Source organism: Luteimonas changyuni (assembly GCF_039548395.1).
Classification (GTDB): domain Bacteria; phylum Pseudomonadota; class Gammaproteobacteria; order Xanthomonadales; family Xanthomonadaceae; genus Luteimonas.
The window spans coordinates 93,846-111,150 of sequence record NZ_JBCLUZ010000001.1 but is presented as its reverse complement, the minus strand read 5'-3'; the positions used below and the strand labels follow the sequence as shown (position 1 = coordinate 111,150).

Sequence of the window (17,305 nt, the reverse complement as noted above, 5' to 3'; positions counted from 1 at the left end):
CGCCCAGCACCGATGCCGCAAGCGCGGAACTCCGGTTGCTGGGCGTATGTTTTCGAATTCCCACAAGGCCCCTGCCCACATGACCACGACCCTCCGCCGTGCCCGCCCAATGCTTGTCGTCCTTGCTGCCGCAGTGCTCACTGCCTGTGGCGGCGGCCAGCAGGGCGGAGAGCCCCCGAAGCCCGAAGTCACCGTCGCCACCCTTGAGACCCGTCCGGTGACCATCACCCGCGAACTCCCGGGGCGGACCAATGCATGGCTGGTGGCCGAGGTCCGGCCGCAGGTCAACGGCATCGTGGCCAAGCGCCTGTTCACCGAGGGCAGCCTGGTCAAGGCCGGCGAGCCGCTGTACCAGATCGACGACGCCAGCTATCGCGCCGCGGCCAACAGTGCCCGCGCCCAGCTCACGCGCGCCGAGGCCACCCGCACCGCCGCCCGCCTGACCGCCAACCGCACCGCGGAGCTGGTCAAGGTGTCGGCGGTCAGCAAGCAGGACCACGACAACGCCACCGCCGCGCTGGCGCAGGCCGAGGCCGATGTCGGCGCCGCCCGCGCCGCGCTCGACGCCGCCAACGTGACCCTGGGCTATGCCCGAATCATCGCGCCGATCAGCGGCCGCATCGGCAAGTCCAGCGTCACCCAGGGCGCGCTGGTCACCGCCAACCAGCCGCAGGCGTTGGCGACGGTGCAGCAGCTGGATCCGATCTACGTCGATCTCACCCAGTCCAGCACCGAATTGCTCGACCTGCGCCGGTCTTTGGAAGCCGGCCGCCTGGAGAGCACCGAGGGCATGCCGGTGACGATCCTGATGGAGGACGGCAGTGCGTTCACACATCCCGGCAGCCTCAAGTTCTCCGAGGTCGCCGTGGATCCCAGCACCGGCAGCTTCTCGCTGCGCGTCGAGGTGCCCAACCCCGACCACGTGCTGATGCCCGGCATGTACGTCCGCGCGAAGCTCGGCGCCGGCGTGCGCAACAACGCGCTGCTGGTGCCGCAGAAGGGCGTGGCCCGCGATCCCAAGGGCAACACGTCCGCCCTGGTGGTCAACGCCGAGGGCGTGGTCGAGCAGCGTCCGGTCGTGGTCAGCCAGACCATCGGCGACCAGTGGCTGGTCGAGTCGGGCCTGGCCGCGGGCGACCGCGTGATCGTCGAGGGCCTGCAGAAGGTCGCGCCGGGCGCGGCGGTCGAAGTGACGGAGGAGGCGCGTGCGCCGCGCCTGCCCGGCGCCGGCAACGACGCCGCTGCGCGCGACGCTGCCAACGATGCCGATGCCGATGCCGATGCCGATGCTGGTGCAGGCGATGCCGCTGATGCGGCGGACACCGCCACGACCGACGCGGCCGATGCCGCCACCGAGCCCGCGCCGGCCGCGCAGGAGTAACGGAGACCGCCATGGCACGTTTCTTCATTGACCGGCCCATCTTCGCGTGGGTCATCGCGATCATCATCATGCTCGCCGGCGCGCTGTCGATCTTCAGCCTGCCGGTGTCGATGTATCCCACCGTGGCGCCGCCGAGCGTCGAGATCCGGGCGACGTATCCCGGTGCGTCGGCCAAGGTGGTCGAGGACTCGGTGACCCAGATCATCGAGCAGAACATGAAGGGCCTCGACGGCCTGATGTATTTCTCCTCGCAGTCGTCGTCCAACGGCATGGCGACCATCACCGTGACCTTCGAGACCGGCACCGACGGCGACATCGCCCAGGTGCAGGTGCAGAACAAGCTGCAGCTGGCCATGCCGCTGCTGCCGCAGGAGGTGCAGCGCCAGGGCGTGAACGTCAGCAAGTCGACGTCGAGCTTCCTGCAGGTGATCGGCTTCGTGTCCGAAGACGGCAGCATGGACAAGGTCGACATCGCCGACTACGTCGGTGCCAACGTCGTCGACCCGCTCAGCCGCGTCCCGGGCGTCGGCACCATCCAGGTGTTCGGCGGCAAGTACGCCATGCGCATCTGGCTGGACCCGAACAAGCTGCACACCTACGCGCTGTCGATCCCCGAAGTCACGGCCGCGATCCAGGCGCAGAACGCCCAGGTCGCCATCGGTTCGCTCGGTGGTGCGCCGGCAATCGACGGCCAGCAGATCAACGCCACCATCAACGCCCAGGACCGGCTGCAGACGCCGGAGCAGTTCCGCGACATCATCGTGCGCAGCAACCCCGACGGCTCGGCGCTGCGCCTGGGCGACATCGCGCGCGTCGAGATGGGCACCGAGAGTTACGAGTTCGACTCCCGCTACAACGGCCAGCAGGCCACCGGCGTCGCGATTTCGCTGGCCACCGGCGCCAACGCGCTGGACACCGCCGAGGGCGTGAAGAACGCCCTGGCGGAGATCGAGCCTTACTTCCCGCCCGGCATGAAGGTTGTGGTTCCCTTCGACACCACGCCCTTCGTGCAGGTATCGATCAAGGGCGTGGTCGTGACCCTGCTCGAGGCCATCGTGCTGGTGTTCCTGGTGATGTACCTGTTCCTGCAGAACTTCCGCGCTACCCTGATCCCCACGATCGCGGTGCCGGTGGTGCTGCTGGGCACCTTCGGCGTGCTCGCCGCGCTGGGCTTCTCGGTGAACATGCTGACGATGTTCGCGATGGTGCTGGCGATCGGCCTGCTGGTCGACGACGCCATCGTGGTGGTGGAGAACGTCGAGCGCATCATGTCCGAAGAGGGCCTGTCGCCGCTGGAGGCCACGCGCAAGTCGATGGACCAGATCACCGGCGCCCTGGTCGGCATCGGCGTGGTGCTGTCGGCGGTGTTCGTGCCGATGGCCTTCATGTCCGGCTCGACCGGCGTGATCTACCGGCAGTTCACCGTGACCATCGTCTCGGCGATGACGCTATCGGTGATCGTTGCCATCGTGCTGACCCCGGCGCTGTGCGCGACCATGCTCAAGCCGCTGAAGAAGGGCGAGCACCACGACAGCGGGACCGGCTGGTTCGCGCGCTTCTTCGGCTGGTTCAACCGTGGCTTCGAGAAGACCAGCGGCAAGTACCAGCGCGGCGTGCGCGGCATCCTCAACCGCCCCTGGCGCTTCATGGCCGTGTTCGCGGCCCTGGCGCTGGTCATGGGTCTGCTGTTTGCCCGCATGCCCAGTTCTTTCCTGCCCAACGAAGACCAGGGCGTGCTGATGGTGATGGTGCAGACGCCGGTCGGTGCCACCCAGGAGCGCACGCTGGAGTCGATCGCTGCGCTTGAAAAGCACTTCCTCGAGAACGAGACGGACGCGGTCGAGTCGGTGTTTGCGGTGCAGGGCTTCAGCTTCGCGGGCATGGGCCAGAACACCGGCATCGCCTTCGTCAAGCTCAAGGACTGGAGTGAGCGCGGCAGCGCCGAACTCAGCGCCGAGGCAGTCGCTGCGCGTGGCAATGCCGCACTCGGCGGGATCAAGGACGCCTTCATCTTCGTGATTGCTCCCCCGGCCATGCCCGAACTGGGCATTGCCACCGGCTATTCGTTCTATCTCCAGGACACGGGCGCCCAGGGCCATGACGCGTTGATTGCCGCGCGCAACCAGCTGCTCGGGCTGGCCGGAGAAAGCCCGCTGCTCGCCAACGTGCGCCCCAATGGCCAAGAGGACACGCCGCAGCTGCGCATCGATGTGGACGTGGCCAGGGCGGGTGCGCTCGGGCTGTCGCAGGACATGATCAACGCAACCCTCGCGGCGGCCTGGGGCGGCCAGTACATCGACGATTTCATCGACCGTGGCCGCATCAAGCGCGTCTACATCCAGGCCGATGCGCCGTTCCGCATGACCCCGGAGGATTTCAACCTGTGGTCGGTGAAAAACAGCGCGGGCGAGATGGTGCCGTTCAGCGCCTTCGGCAGTTCGCACTGGGACTACGGTTCGCCGCGCCTGGAGCGCTACGACGGCGTGCCGTCGGTGGAGATCCAGGGCGAGGCCGCGCCAGGCCTGTCCTCGGGCGAGGCCATGGACGAAATCGAGCGTCTGGCCGCGCAGTTGCCGGCCGGCTTCGCCGTCGAATGGACGGCCGTTTCCTACCAGGAGCGTGAATCCGGTTCGCAGACGCCGCTGCTGTACACGCTGTCGCTGCTGATCATCTTCCTGTGCCTGGCGGCGCTGTATGAAAGCTGGACGGTGCCGACGGCGGTGCTGCTCGTCGCACCGCTGGGCATCCTCGGCGCGGTGCTGGCCAACACCCTGATGGGCATGGAGCGTGACGTCTATTTCCAGGTGGCGATGCTGACCACGGTGGGATTGACCAGCAAGAACGCGATCCTGATCGTGGAGTTCGCCAAGGCCAACGTGGAAAGCGGCATGGAGTTGATCGCCGCGACCATGCAGGCCGTCCGCGACCGCTTGCGCCCGATCATCATGACCTCGCTCGCCTTCGGCCTCGGCGTGCTGCCCCTGGCTATCGCAACGGGCGCAGGCTCGGGCGCGCAGCGCGCGATCGGTACCGGCGTGGTCGGCGGCATGGTGGTGGGTACGCTGCTGGGCGTGTTCTTCATTCCGCTGTTCTTCGTGGTGATCCAGAAGCTGTTCGGCGGCCAGCGCGCCACGGCCGACGCACGGCCCGCCTCCGCAGGAGCCATCGACCATGAATAAGCACGCACGCCTCGCGCTGGCGCTGGCGGCGGTTCTCGCCGCCAGCGGCTGCGCCACCCTCGTACCCGCCACGCCCGAAGCGCAGGCCGGCATCCCCGCTGCCTGGCCGATGCCCGAAGTGACGGCCGGAGCGGATGCCGTTGCTCCCGGCACCGGTGTCATCGACGGGGCGGCGGCGCTGCCGATGGTCGACATCGGCTGGCGCGACTTCTTCGCCGACCCCCGGCTCGAAGGCGTCGTTGCGCTGGCGCTGGACAACAACCGCGACCTGCGCGTGGCCATCCTCAACGTCGAGCGTGCGCGGTCGCAGTACCGGATCCAGCGCGCCGACCGGCTGCCGTCGATCGGCGCGGAAGCAATGCTCGAGCGCGTGGGCGGCGACATCCCGGTCACCGAGCAGTACACCGCGGGCATCGGCCTTGCGGCATTCGAACTCGACCTGTTCGGCCGCGTGCGCAACCTCAGTGAGTCGGCGCTGCAGCAGTACCTCGCCACGGAAGAAGCGCAGCGCGCGGCACAGCTGTCGCTGGTGGCCGAGGTCGCGGGCACCTGGCTGGCGCTTGCCGCCGACCAGGAGCAGCTGCGGCTGGCCGAGGCCGCGCTGGACACCTACCGGCAGACGCTGGACCTGAGCAGCAAGCGCTTCGAGTACGGCGCCACCTCGGCGTTGGAGCTGGAGCAGGTGCGCACCCAGGTCGCCGGCGCGCGTGTCGATGTCGAGCGCCTGACCGGCCAGGTGGCACAGGACCGCAACGCGCTGAACCTGCTGGCCGGTGCGCAGGTGGACGCGTCGCTGCTGCCCGATGCCAGGGTGGGTCCGGTCAGCGGCCTGTCCGCGGTTCCGGCCGGGCTCGACGCCGAGGTGCTGCTGCGTCGCCCCGACGTGATCGCGGCCGAGCACCGGCTGTCGGCCGCCAGCGCGAATATAGGCGCGGCACGCGCGGCGTTCTTTCCGTCGATCACGCTGACCGGAAGCATCGGTTCGGCCAGCGACGAACTGTCGGGGCTGTTCGATAGCGGCACGAAGCTTTGGAGCTTCATTCCGCGCATCAACCTGCCGATCTTCCAGGGTGGCCGGCTGCGCGCGGCGCTGGGCATGGCCACGGCCGATCGCGACATCGCGCTTGCGCAGTACGAGCAGGCCATCCAGTCCGGCTTCCGCGAAGTTGCCGATGCGCTGGTGCTGTCGCAGACGCTGGCGGCGCAGGTTGCCGCGCAGCAGGACCTGGTCGATGCCGCCACCCGTGCCGAGTCGCTGGCGCGCGCGCGCTTCGACGCCGGCTTCGACAGCTACCTGTCGCAACTCGACGCCCAGCGCACGCTGTACAGCGCGCAGCAGGCACTGGTGGCCACGCGCCTGGCCGAACAGGCCAATCGCGTCACGCTGTACCGCGTGCTCGGCGGTGGCTGGCTCGAAGACAGCGCACGACCGGTGGCAACGCCGCAGGGCTGATTCCCCACAGGGGTCCGGCAGCCCATCCGGAAGCCCATGTGGGGAAGCGGCGACAGCGGCGATTGTGGGAGCGGCTATAGCCGCGATCCAGCAAGGCCGCAGCACCGGGCCAACGCTGCTGTAGCTGCTCCCACAAGGGTGCAGCCTGCTCACAAGGAAATGTGGGCCGCTGCGCCTTGGGGAGGTGCCTCAGTGGCCGCTGTCGCTGTCGCTGTCGCTGTCGCCGTCGTCCTCCGGCGTGGGCGGCAGGTCGAGCCCGCTCGACCGCAGCGGCGTCCCGGTCGCTGCGGCATGCGCCTCGTGCGCGCGCCGCAGGTCGTGCTGCAGCACGTCGGGCCGCTTCACCATCGCCTTGAAGCGTGGCTCCAGCGCGTCGACGCGCGCCTGGCTTGCGCGGAGGTCGTCGAACGCGCCGCGCCGCGCCGCCGGCGCGCTGTCGGGCGAAAGCAGCAGGTAGTCGGCGATCTCCTGCCGAAGCGCCGAGACCGCCACCTTCGCCTTGCCCTTGGGACTGGTGAGCGACGCCACCACCGTCACCAGCAGGATCGCCACGATCACCACCAGCGAGGTCCAGGTGCCGATCTCGATCACCGGCACCGGCTCGCCGTCGTTGATGAAGGGCAGGTTGTTCTCGTGCAGGGCGTGCAGCACCAGCTTGACGCCGATGAAGCCGAGCACGGCCGCCAGGCCGATTGACAGATAGACCAGGCGTTCGAGCAGCCCTCCGATCAGGAAGTACAGCTGGCGCAGGCCCAGCAGCGAGAACGCGGTGGCGGTGAACACGATGAAGATGTTCTGGGTCAGGCCGAAGATCGCCGGGATCGAGTCGAACGCGAACAGGACGTCGGTACCGCCGATCGCCAGCATCACCAGCAGCATCGGCGTCAGCGCGCGCCTGCCCTGGTAGGTGGTGAACAGCTTGTCGCCGTCGTAATGGGGGCTGGAGTGGAACATCTTCCGCACCAGGCGCACCACGATATTGGGCTTGTCGTCGTCGTGGTCGTCGGGCGCGAGCAGGTTGCCGGCGGTGACCAGCAACACCAGGCCGAACAGGTAGAACACCCACGAGAAGTGCTCGATCAGCGCCGCGCCCAGCAGGATGAACACCGTGCGTGCGATCAGCGCGAAGGTGATGCCGAACAGCAGCACTTTCTGCTGGTCCTCGCGCGGCACCTTGAAGCTGGACATGATCACCAGGAACACGAAGACGTTGTCGATCGACAGTGCCTTTTCGGTGATGTAGCCGGAGAAGTATTCGGCACCCATGTCGGCACCGCCCCAGGTCCACACCGCGACTCCGAACAGCAGCGCGATCCCGACGTAGAGCGCCGACCAGATCGTGGCTTCGCGCAGCGTCGGGGCGTGCGCCTTGCGCACGTGGAAAAAATAGTCGAAGACAAGCAGGCCGATGATCAGTGCGATCGTGGCTTCCCACACAAAAGGGCTGGTCGTCGGCATCGCAGTTCCGGGAGACAGGTAACCGGGCGAGCATGGCATGCGACCGGTTGCGAGGCCGTCAACGCATCCGCGTGCAAGCTGCCAAGCGTTAGCAATGCGTGAAGGCGGGCACGGGTTGCAGGCTATATTCCGGCGCCATCCCTTCTCCCCGGCGACCACCTTTGCATCGACGAGAACTCCTGCTGGCAGGCCTGGCCCTGCCGGTGGCCGTCACGCTGCCCGGCCGCGTCTTCGCCGCCACCGGCGATGGCACCGCGTTCGACGACGGCACGGTGCCGGCGCTGGCCGCGGGGCTCGCTGCCGCGGCGTTCCGCGCGCCCTCGCGAGAGCTGCCGGCCGCGCTCGACGCTATCGGCTACGACCGCTACCGCGACTATCGTTACCGGCCGGAGCAGGCGCTGTGGCACGGGCAGGGACGTGGCTTCGAGGCGCAGTTCTTCCACCGCGGCTACATGTTCCGCGACCGGGTGGAGATGCACGTGGTCGAAGGCGGGCGCAGCCGGCCGTTCGCGTACTCGCCCTCGCTGTTCCGCTTCGACCACGGCGCGCCGCCGCCGCCCGCCGGCACGGACCTGGGCTTTGCCGGCTTCCGCCTGCACGCTACCGGGCAGGCCGGCGATGCGCTGGACGAAATCGCATCCTTCCTTGGCGCGAGCTATTTCCGCGCGGTCGCGCGCGGCCTCGGTTACGGGCTGTCGGCGCGCGGCCTGGCGCTGGGCAGCGGCGACCCGGGAGCCGAGGAGTTCCCGCTGTTCCGCGCCTTCTGGCTGGAGACGCCCGCAGGCGCTGCCGGGCAGGTCGTGGTGCACGCGCTGCTGGATTCGCCAAGCGTGGCCGGCGCGTACCGCTTCGCGATCACGCCCGGCGACGACACCGTGTTCGACGTCGACGCGCGCCTGTATCCGCGCACGGACCTGGCCGCCGCCGGCATCGCACCGCTGACCAGCATGTACGAATTCGATGCCCACGATCGCGCGCGCATCGACGATCCGCGTCCGGCGGTGCATGACTCGGACGGCCTGGCCCTGCTCACCGGCAGCGGAGAACAGGCCTGGCGGCCGTTGCGCAATCCGCGCACGGTGGAGCACAGCGGCTTCCAGGATCACGATCCGCGCGGCTTCGGCCTGATGCAGCGCAAGCGCCGCTTCGAGGACTACCAGGACCTCGAGGCCGGCTACGAAAAGCGCGCCAGCTGCTGGGTCGAGCCGCTCGACCCCTGGGGCGAGGGCGAGGTCCACCTGGTCGAGATCCCCACCGCCAACGAGTACGCCGACAACATCGTCGCCTTCTGGCGTCCGGCCGCCCCCCTGGCTGCGGGCCGCGAACACCGCTGGCGCTACCGGCTGCACTGGGCCGCCGATCACGGCTGGAACCCGCGCCTGGCGCGCGTGGTGGCCACCCGCAGCGGTGCGCTGGACCGCGCGTCGGGCCGCCAGTACCTGATCGACTTCGCAGGCGGGGCACTGCCGGAGAACGATGGCGGCGTGCGCGTCCAGGCCAGCGCCAGCGCTGGCGCGCTGAGCAACGCGGTGGCCTACCGCAACCCCCACGGCAGCGGCTGGCGGGTGGGTTTCGAACTCGAACCCGGCGATGCAGCGGCGGTTGAAATGCGGCTGTGGCTTGAAGGCGACAGCGGGCGCCTGACCGAAACCTGGCTGTCGCGATGGACACCGTGAGCCCTTCCGCAGCCGTGCCTGGCGGTGCGGTCGCACCGCATCCCGCGCTGCCACCGCTGCCGCCCGAGGCACCGCTGGACATGCCGGTGCAGGCGCTCGACCGCGGCACGATCAGCAACCCGTCGCGCCCGACCACGCCGCCGAACATGGCCTGGCGCCGCTTCGCCGTGATCGCCGCCGCCGCGCTGCTGACCGCCATCGCCACCTACCAGCTGTGGTGGCTGCTGCGCGGCGACGGCATCGATCCGCTCGAGGGCACGATGCTGGTGCTGTTCGTCGGCCTGTTCGCCTGGATCGTGCAGGCCTTCGTGGGCGCGATCGCCGGCTTCGTGCTGCTGCTGCAGCGGCGGCCGCTGCGCATGGGCATGAGCGCGCACGGCCCGCTGCCGGCGCTCGCCACGCGTACCGCGCTGCTGGTGCCGATCTACAACGAGGATCCCGCGCGGCTGATGGCCGGCGTCCAGGCCATGCACGAGTCGCTGGCGGCCACCGGGCAGCTGGAGCGCTTCGACTTCTTCGTGCTCAGCGATACGCGCAATGCCGCCATCCAGGCGGAAGAAGCGGCGACGTTCCTCGCCCTGTGCGAACGCCTGGGGCCAGGTGCGCGCGTGTACTACCGCCTGCGCGACGACAACAGCGAGCGCAAGGCCGGCAACATCGCCGACTGGGTACGGCGCTGGGGCGGCGCCTGGCCGCAGTTCCTGATCCTCGACGCCGACAGCGTGATGGATGGCGGCACCCTGGTGCGCCTGGCCGCGGCGATGGAGCGCCACGACGACGTCGCGCTGATCCAGACCCTGCCGGTGATCGTCAACGGCAACACCCTGTTCGCGCGCATGCAGCAGTTCGCCGGCCGCGTGTACGGGCCGGTGATCGCCTATGGCGTGGCCTGGTGGCACGGCGCCGAGAGCAACTACTGGGGCCACAACGCAATGGTGCGCACCCGCGCCTTTGCGGAGTGCGCGGGCCTGCCCGAGCTGCGCGGGGTGAAGCCCTTCGCCGGCACCGTGCTCAGCCATGATTTCGTCGAGGCGGCGCTGATGCGCCGTGGCGGCTGGGCGCTGCACATGATCCCGGGCCTGGGCGGCAGCTACGAAGAGGGTCCGCCTTCGCTGACCGACATGCTGGTGCGCGACCGCCGCTGGTGCCAGGGCAACCTGCAGCACGGCGCGGTGCTGCCCGCGCGCGGCCTGCACTGGGTCAGCCGCTGGCACCTGCTGATCGGCATCGGCCACTACTTCACCGCGCCGATGTGGGCGATGCTGATGATCGTGGGCGTGTCGATCCCGCTGCTGCATGCGGGCTTTTCCTGGGGCCAGTTCTCGCTGGAGGGCTTCACGCCCACGGCCTACTGGCGCGAGCAGGACGCCAACCGTTTCATCGCCGTGTTCGTGGTGACGATGACGATGCTGCTGTCGCCGAAGCTGATGGGTTACTTCGCCACGATGATTGACCCGGCCATGCGCCGCGGCTGTGGCGGCGCGTGGCGGACCTTCGTCGGCATGCTTCTGGAAACGCTTCTGGCTGCGCTGATGGCGCCGGTGACCATGTACGTGCAGTCGCGCGGCGTGGCCGGGGTGCTGGCCGGCAAGGACTCGGGATGGGAATCGCAGCGCCGCGACGACGGCACGCTGCCGCTGCGCGAGCTGCTGCGCCTGTACGGGGGCTTGACGCTTGCCGGCGTGGTGGCCGGCGTGGCCGCCTGGATGGTTTCACCGGCGTTGGCGGCGTGGATGTCGCCGGTCATCCTGGGCCTGGTGCTGGCGATTCCGATCGTCGCCCTGGGTGCATCAGCCGCGGCCGGCCAGTGGCTGCGCAGGCGACGCATCTTCGCCACGCCAGAAGAACTGGCGCCGCCGCCGGTGCTGGTGCGCGCGACCGAGCTGCGCGCGACGCGTCCCGACGCAGCGGCCTGATCGCCCGCGGCGGCGGCCCGCGGGGCCGCCGTGGCAGCGCCATGCATAATGGCGCGCCAACCGTATTGAGGCTTGCCATGCTGCTGGACTGCATCGAGCGCGAGACCGGACCCAACCCGGCCTGGAGCATCATCTGGCTGCACGGCCTCGGCGCCGACGGCGGCGACTTCGTGCCGATCGTGCCCGAACTGGTGCGCCCGGACTGGCCGGCGCTGCGCTTCGTGTTCCCGCATGCGCCGGTACGCCCGGTGACCATCAACAACCGCGTGCCGATGCGCGCCTGGTACGACATCGTCGACATCGACCTGGCCAACCGCGCCGACGAAACCGGCGTGGCCGAATCGATGGTCCAGGTCGAAGCGCTCATCGCGCGCGAGGTCGAGCGCGGCGTGCCGCGTTCGCGCGTGGTGCTGGCCGGGTTCTCGCAGGGCGGCGCGGTTGCCCTCGCTGCAGGCCTGCGCAGCGCCGAACCGCTTGCCGGACTGGTGGCACTGTCCACCTACGTTCCGTCCCCGAACAAGGCCCGCGACGCGCTGGCCGCCGGTGCCGAAAAGCAGCCGGTGTTCGTGGGCCACGGCAGCCAGGATCCGGTGGTGCCGTTCCAGGCCGGCCAGCAGAGCGCGGCGCTGCTGCGCGAACTGGGCTTCAAGGTCGACTGGCACGCCTATCCCATGCCGCATTCGGTCTGCGCCGAGGAGATCCGCGACCTCGGTGACTGGCTGGGGCGGCGGTTCGCGTCGGGCTGAGGCCCGTGGGCAACGCGCGCGCCGACGAGCCGTGGCTGCCCGACCTGTGCCGGCTGCCGCGGCTGGCGGCGATGCTCGGCATCGCCCAGCTGGTAGTTGTTGTTGTGGTGCTGGTGCCCGATGCCGGCAGCCGTTGGGACGTCGCGCGCGTGCTGTCCACCAGCGGTTTCGCGCTGTGGCTGGCGCTGTCGGTGTCGGTGCTGCTGTGCGTGTCCCGGCGCGCGCTGTCGCGACTGCCACGGCGCACCGGTGCGCTGGTCGCCGTGGCGCTTGCCGCGGTCGTCGCCGGCGTCGTGGCGGCGGTGGTGCATGCGCTGTTCGCCAGCGTCGGCGAAGCGGGGGCTTGGCCCTCGGCGATGCGCTTCGTCACCGGGTCGGCCGGGGTGGTCACGCTGATCACCGCGCTGGCGCTGCGCTACTTCTACGTCATCGACCGCTGGCAGGCGCAGCTGGCGGCGCATGCGCGCGCCGAGGCCGACGCGCTGCAGGCGCGCATCCGCCCGCACTTCCTGTTCAACAGCATGAACATGATCGCCACCCTGCTGAAGCGCGACCCGGAGGTCGCCGAACGCGCGGTGCTCGATCTGTCCGACCTGTTCCGCGCTGCGCTCGGTGCCGGAGAGGGCGACTCTTCGCTGGCCGAGGAAGTGCGGCTGGTCGAACACTACCTGCGCATCGAGCAGCTGCGCCTGGGCGAGCGCCTGCGCGTGGAGTGGCGGCGCGAAGAGCCGCTGCCCTGGGACCTGCCGATGCCGAGGCTGGTGCTGCAGCCGCTGCTCGAGAACGCGGTGCTGCACGGCATCTCGCGGCTGCCGGAGGGCGGCACGGTGGGGATCACGCTGGTCGCGGACGACGATATGCTGCGGATCATCGTGCGCAATCCATCGCTGCCGCCGGATGCGCCGGGGGTACACGGCGCGGGACACGCGCAGCGCAGCATCGTGCACCGCCTGGGCTACGCCTTCGGCCCGCGCGCGCGCATGACCTGCGGCTGGGACGCGGGCTACTATGCCTGCGAGCTGCAGCTGCCGCTGGGCGAGCTGTCGCTGGGAGCGGGGGGGAGGAGGACGCCATGAAAGTGGTCATCGCCGACGACGAGCCGCTGGCCCGCGAGCGCCTGCGCAGCCTGCTGGCCGCGCACGCCGACATCGAAGTGGTCGCCGAAGCCGGGGACGGCCGCGCCGCGCTGCAGGCCTGCGCCGAGCACGAACCCGACTTCGTCCTGCTCGACATCGCCATGCCCGGCATCGACGGCCTCGAGGCCGCGCGCCACCTGGCCGCCTTCGAGCCGCGCCCCGCCGTGGTGTTCTGCACCGCCTACGACGCCCACGCGCTGTCGGCCTTCGATGCCGCCGCCGTCGATTACCTCGTCAAGCCCGTGCGCCCCGAGCGCCTGCAGGCGGCCATCGAACGCGTGCGCACGTTTGCGGCGGGCATCGAGCGCAGCCGCGGCGACGGTGGCGGCAAACGCCGCACCCACCTCTGCGCGCGCCTGCGCGGCAGCCTGCGCCTGATCCCGATCGAGGACATCCACTACCTGCAGGCCGATGAGAAGTACGTGGTGGTGCACCACGCCCGCGGCGAGGACCTGATCGAGGAGTCGCTGAAGTCGCTGGAAGAGGAGTTCGGCGACCGTTTCCTGCGCATCCACCGCAACTGCCTGGTCGCGCGCCATGAGCTGGTCGAACTCCGCCGCGACCCCGAAGGCCACGTCCACGCCATCCTCCGCCACGGCGCGCACCCGCTGGAAGTCAGCCGGCGCTGCGTGGCGCCGCTGCGCGAGATGCTTCGCGAGCGCTGAGCGGCCGCAGGTTCTCGGCGGCGCCAGGCTGGGCCCTTGCGCGGCGGGGTCAGGAGCGCTCCACCGTCTGCCGCGTCGCCCGCTTCAGCCCCGTCAGCAGCCGGTACGGACTGTTCCCGCTGCGTGCCGCGACTTCGGCGACCGGCAGGCACGCGCCCCACAGTTCGATATCGCTGCCGATGCCGGCGCCGGGGTGGTCGGTCAGGTCCACGGTCAGCATGTCCATCGAGACGCGCCCGATCAGCTCGCCCGGCTGGCCGTCGATGATCACCGGGGTGCCCGAGGTCGCGTACTGCGGATAGCCGTCGGCATAGCCGATCGCCACCACCCCCACGCGCGTCGGTCGCGAGGTGGTGAAGGTGCCTGCGTAGCCGATCGGTTCGCCCGCGGCGAGCTCGCGCACCGCGATGACCTTGGACGCCAGCGCCATCACCGCGCGCAGCGGCTCGGCCTCCGCGCACGGCGCGTCGAGCATGTGCGAGCCATAGAGCATCAGGCCTGGGCGCACCCAGCCACCGCGCGCCTCCGGCCAGGCCATCAACGCGGCGGAGTTGGCAAGGCTGGTGGTGGTGCCGGGTGGAAGCCGTGCCAGCGTCGCGTTGAAGGTGGCCAGCTGCGCGGGCGTGCTGGCCTGGCCGAGCTCATCGGCGCGCGAGAAGTGGCTCATCGCGACCATCTCGCCCACCCATGGCAGTGCGCGCAGGCGCCGCCATGCAACGGGATAGTCCCCGGGGGCGAGGCCGAGGCGGTGCATGCCGGAGTCGAGCTTCAGCCAGACCGGCAGCGGCCGCCGCAGCGGATGGCGCTCGAGCACGTCCACCTGCCAGGGCGAGGCCACCACGGTCCACAGCGCATGCCGTTCGATCAGCGGCAGCTCGTCGGCGTCGAAGAAGCCTTCCAGCAGCAGGATGGGCGCGCGGATGCCGGCCTCGCGCAGCTCGATCGCCTCCTCGATGCAGGCCACGCCGAAGCCGTCGGCTTCGCCGTCGAGCGCGCGCGCGCAGGCCACGGCGCCGTGCCCGTAGGCGTCGGCCTTGACCACGGCCAGCGCCTTGCCGCCGCCGAGGGTTCGCGCGTGTCGGTAGTTGTGGCGCAGGGCGTCGAGGTCGATGGTGGCGCGCGCAGGGCGCATCAGCGCAGCCCCGTGGGCGCGGCGGGCCAGGGGCGCCCGTAGCGGGAGATGTCGAGGCCTTCGCTGTCGATGGCGGGCGCGCGGCCGTCCACCAGGTCGGCGAGGTAGCGCCCGGAGCCGCAGGCCATCGTCCAGCCCAGGGTGCCGTGGCCGGTGTTGAGCAGCAGGTTGCGGTACGCCGTGGGGCCGACGACGGGCGGGCCATCCGGCGTGGACGGGCGCAGGCCGCTCCAGAAGCTGGCCTTGGCGAGGTCGCCGCCGTCGGGATACAGGCTCTTCACCACCAACTCCAAGGTGTCGCGGCGGCGCTGCGGCAGCGACAGGTCATAGCCGCTGACCTCGGCCATGCCGCCGACGCGGATGCGATCGTCGAAGCGGGTGATCGCAACCTTGTAGCTTTCGTCGAGCACCGTCGAGTGCGGCGCCATCCCGGGATGCGTGATCGGGATCGTCAGCGAATAGCCCTTGAGCGGGTACACCGGCAGGCGGATGCCGAGCGGCGCCAGCAGGCGCGGCGACCACGCGCCCAGTGCGAGCACGTAGCGGTCGGCGATTTCGGTCCGGCCCTGGACGCGCACGCCGGCGATGCGATCACCGTCGCCGAGCAGGGCTTCGACGTCCTGCCCGTAGCGGAACTCGACGCCTGCGGCCTCGGCCATCGCCGCCAGCCGGGTAGTGAACAGGTGGCCGTCGCCGGTTTCATCGCCCGGCAGGCGCAGCGCGCCGGCCAGCGTGTCCGCAACCCTGGCCAGCGCCGGCTCCACGCGGACGATTCCCGCGCGGTCGAGGAGCTCGTAGGGCACGCCGTAATCGCGCAGGATCGCGATGTCCTTGGCGGCACCGTCAAGCTGCGCCTGGGTGCGGAACAGCTGCGTGGTGCCGAGCGTGCGCTCCTCGTACGCGATGCCGGTGTCGCGGCGCAGCTCCTCCAGGCAGGCACGGCTGTACTCGGCCAGCCGCACCATCCGCGCCTTGCTGATGGCGTAGCGGTGATGGGTGCAGTTGCGCAGCATCTGCCACATCCAGCGGTATTGCGCCGGGTCCGCGGTCGGCCGGATCGCCAGCGGCGCGTGCCGCGACAGCAGCCAGCCCACCGCTTTCAGCGGAATGCCCGGCGCGGGCCAGGGCGAGGCGTAGCCGGGCGAGACCTGGCCGGCATTGGCAAAGCTGGTTTCCATGGCGGGCCCGGACGCGCGGTCGATGACGACGACGTCGTGCCCCTGTTGACGCAGATACCACGCGCTGGTCACTCCGATCACACCGGAGCCCAGGATCAGGATACGCATTGGATTGACTCGGTCGGGCGGGCGGCCAAGGGCGGCGGCGTGGCGGGCGGGTTCAGGGAATCCGCCATTATATGGATCGACGCAGCTTCGCGAGATGCTGCGGTAGCTTCAGGTCCTGCGCGGGTCAATGCCCTGCGCGGGTCAATGCGCGGACGCGGCAATCTCTCTCGCAATCATGGACGCATGCGCTTGCGGGGTCACCGGATGGAAATCGCGCGCGACCACGCGCCCCCTTCCCCGCAGCGCGGCCAACATGTTGTTGGCCGGGTAATCGCCGCCCATGATCGCGGCGCAGTCTTCGTCCGCCACGCGGTCGATGAAGCCCCGATCGGCGTCCGATGCGGGATCGAAATTGAAGCCGATCCGCCGCTCGACAAAGGGAATGATGCTGCCCGCGTACGTGAGGAACAGCTCGAAATCAAGGTGGTCCAGCAGGACCCGCGTGATGTCCTGTGCACGCACGCCTTCATTCGAGTACGCAGCGTGGTTCTCGGCGCGATAGTGCGTTGGCGCGCTGTTGGTGAAGCGATCGAAACGCCTGTCTTTCGGCAGTTCGCTCCAGCGCTCCTGCACGACGCGGTCCACCGAAGGCCAGAGCAGGTGGCCGTTCCTGCCGACGATGTCGGACGTGAGCAGGACGCCCCCCCCCCCGTGGGAGGCCAGGCACCGGGCTATTCCCGCCACTGTGTCCTCGAGATCCTCCAGGTGATGGAAGATCTGGTTGGCGATGATGACGTCTGCGTCCACGTCGAGGGCCGCGAGCGCTTGGCCGGCGTCGGTGGCCTTGAACCGCATGGCAGCGCCGACGCCGGCCGCCGTCGCCGCGTGCCGTCCGGCGTCCAGCAGGCCGCGGTTGATGTCGACACAAGTCAGGCGGAAGTCCACACCGCGTTCCCTGAGCGTGACCGCGAGCCCGATCTCCAGCGCACACGCGCCCGTGCCCAGACTCACGATGTGCAGCGGCTCCGGCAAACGCCCGGCTTCCGCCAGCACGTACTTGAGATAGAAGTCCTCGGGTGACTCGTAGCCGCGTGCCTGCAGCATCGGCCGCACATGGCGCTCCGACCAGTAATGAAAGATCGGGGGCAGCGTGTCGCCCTGGTAATGCGGCGTGAACCGGAAGGCCAGGATCTCTGTCAGCCGTCGGAGCCGCCGCCCCAGCGGGCGCGGGAGCACGCGATCGAGAGCCGCGATAGCCCGCTTGGCGACGATCCGGTTGCGGTAAGCGAGTTTGAAAATCCCTGTCGACACTTGACGCCCCGTGGCACGTCGACCGT

At 69.9% G+C, this 17,305-nt stretch carries 12 protein-coding genes; 8 read left to right on the top strand and 4 right to left on the bottom strand.

Annotation, left to right across the window (positions count from 1 at the left end):
• Nucleotides 1-79: 79 nt before the first annotated feature.
• From WCD84_RS00530 to WCD84_RS00520, 3 genes are read left to right on the top strand one after another with little or no spacing between them, the layout of a single operon-like run.
• A complete protein-coding gene (locus tag WCD84_RS00530; protein WP_343280048.1) occupies nt 80-1,381 on the top strand; it encodes an efflux RND transporter periplasmic adaptor subunit in 1,302 nt (433 codons plus the stop codon).
• Nucleotides 1,382-1,392: 11 nt separating this feature from the next.
• On the top strand, nt 1,393-4,560 hold the full coding sequence (locus WCD84_RS00525; RefSeq protein ID WP_343280047.1) for an efflux RND transporter permease subunit: 3,168 nt from the start codon (nt 1,393-1,395) through the stop codon (nt 4,558-4,560).
• Nucleotides 4,553-6,013: an efflux transporter outer membrane subunit gene (locus WCD84_RS00520; RefSeq protein WP_343280046.1), complete on the top strand. Its 1,461-nt coding sequence runs from the start codon at nt 4,553-4,555 to the stop codon at nt 6,011-6,013. Before WCD84_RS00525 ends, WCD84_RS00520 begins: the two co-directional genes overlap by 8 nt.
• Before the next feature lie 189 nt (nt 6,014-6,202).
• On the opposite strand, the gene WCD84_RS00515 is transcribed toward WCD84_RS00520, so the two are convergent.
• On the bottom strand, nt 6,203-7,471 hold the full coding sequence (locus tag WCD84_RS00515) for a TerC family protein (protein ID WP_343280045.1): 1,269 nt from the start codon (nt 7,469-7,471) through the stop codon (nt 6,203-6,205).
• Nucleotides 7,472-7,632: 161 nt separating this feature from the next.
• Between WCD84_RS00515 and WCD84_RS00510 the strand changes: the two genes are divergently transcribed.
• The 5 genes from WCD84_RS00510 (at nt 7,633) to WCD84_RS00490 (ending at nt 13,610) form a co-directional block, all read left to right on the top strand.
• Complete coding sequence (locus WCD84_RS00510) at nt 7,633-9,147, top strand: glucan biosynthesis protein (RefSeq protein WP_343280044.1); 1,515 nt, start codon at nt 7,633-7,635, stop codon at nt 9,145-9,147.
• The gene (gene mdoH / locus WCD84_RS00505) at nt 9,135-11,063 is read left to right on the top strand and encodes a glucans biosynthesis glucosyltransferase MdoH (RefSeq protein WP_343280043.1); all 1,929 of its coding nucleotides are present in this window, start codon (nt 9,135-9,137) and stop codon (nt 11,061-11,063) included. The genes WCD84_RS00510 and mdoH overlap by 13 nt, the downstream gene beginning before the upstream one ends.
• A gap of 77 nt (nt 11,064-11,140) precedes the next feature.
• On the top strand, nt 11,141-11,809 hold the full coding sequence (locus tag WCD84_RS00500; protein ID WP_343280042.1) for an alpha/beta hydrolase: 669 nt from the start codon (nt 11,141-11,143) through the stop codon (nt 11,807-11,809).
• A gap of 71 nt (nt 11,810-11,880) precedes the next feature.
• Nucleotides 11,881-12,885 (top strand): sensor histidine kinase, encoded by a 1,005-nt coding sequence (locus tag WCD84_RS00495; protein WP_343279173.1) that lies wholly within the window; start codon nt 11,881-11,883, stop codon nt 12,883-12,885.
• Nucleotides 12,882-13,610 (top strand): LytR/AlgR family response regulator transcription factor, encoded by a 729-nt coding sequence (locus tag WCD84_RS00490; RefSeq protein WP_343280041.1) that lies wholly within the window; start codon nt 12,882-12,884, stop codon nt 13,608-13,610. The genes WCD84_RS00495 and WCD84_RS00490 overlap by 4 nt, the downstream gene beginning before the upstream one ends.
• A 49-nt stretch (nt 13,611-13,659) precedes the next feature.
• Here WCD84_RS00490 and alr read toward each other — a convergent pair whose 3' ends face one another.
• From alr to WCD84_RS00475, 3 genes are all read right to left on the bottom strand, one after another.
• Nucleotides 13,660-14,742, bottom strand: a complete 1,083-nt coding sequence (gene alr / locus WCD84_RS00485) for an alanine racemase (protein WP_343280040.1) — start codon at nt 14,740-14,742, stop codon at nt 13,660-13,662.
• On the bottom strand, nt 14,742-16,028 hold the full coding sequence (locus WCD84_RS00480; protein WP_343280039.1) for a D-amino acid dehydrogenase: 1,287 nt from the start codon (nt 16,026-16,028) through the stop codon (nt 14,742-14,744). Before WCD84_RS00480 ends, alr begins: the two co-directional genes overlap by 1 nt.
• Nucleotides 16,029-16,169: 141 nt before the next feature.
• The gene (locus tag WCD84_RS00475) at nt 16,170-17,279 is read right to left on the bottom strand and encodes a class I SAM-dependent methyltransferase (RefSeq protein WP_343280038.1); all 1,110 of its coding nucleotides are present in this window, start codon (nt 17,277-17,279) and stop codon (nt 16,170-16,172) included.
• Nucleotides 17,280-17,305 lie beyond the last annotated feature (26 nt).

Coding starts and splice junctions, on each gene's coding strand:
- WCD84_RS00520 (WP_343280046.1), top strand. CDS start 4,553: ATGAATAAGCACGCACGCCTCGCGCTGGCGCTGGCGGCGGTTCTCGCC.
- WCD84_RS00530 (WP_343280048.1), top strand. CDS start 80: ATGACCACGACCCTCCGCCGTGCCCGCCCAATGCTTGTCGTCCTTGCT.
- alr (WP_343280040.1), bottom strand. CDS start 14,742: ATGCGCCCTGCGCGCGCCACCATCGACCTCGACGCCCTGCGCCACAAC.
- mdoH (WP_343280043.1), top strand. CDS start 9,135: ATGGACACCGTGAGCCCTTCCGCAGCCGTGCCTGGCGGTGCGGTCGCA.
- WCD84_RS00515 (WP_343280045.1), bottom strand. CDS start 7,471: ATGCCGACGACCAGCCCTTTTGTGTGGGAAGCCACGATCGCACTGATC.
- WCD84_RS00490 (WP_343280041.1), top strand. CDS start 12,882: ATGAAAGTGGTCATCGCCGACGACGAGCCGCTGGCCCGCGAGCGCCTG.
- WCD84_RS00480 (WP_343280039.1), bottom strand. CDS start 16,028: ATGCGTATCCTGATCCTGGGCTCCGGTGTGATCGGAGTGACCAGCGCG.
- WCD84_RS00500 (WP_343280042.1), top strand. CDS start 11,141: ATGCTGCTGGACTGCATCGAGCGCGAGACCGGACCCAACCCGGCCTGG.
- WCD84_RS00495 (WP_343279173.1), top strand. CDS start 11,881: ATGCTCGGCATCGCCCAGCTGGTAGTTGTTGTTGTGGTGCTGGTGCCC.
- WCD84_RS00525 (WP_343280047.1), top strand. CDS start 1,393: ATGGCACGTTTCTTCATTGACCGGCCCATCTTCGCGTGGGTCATCGCG.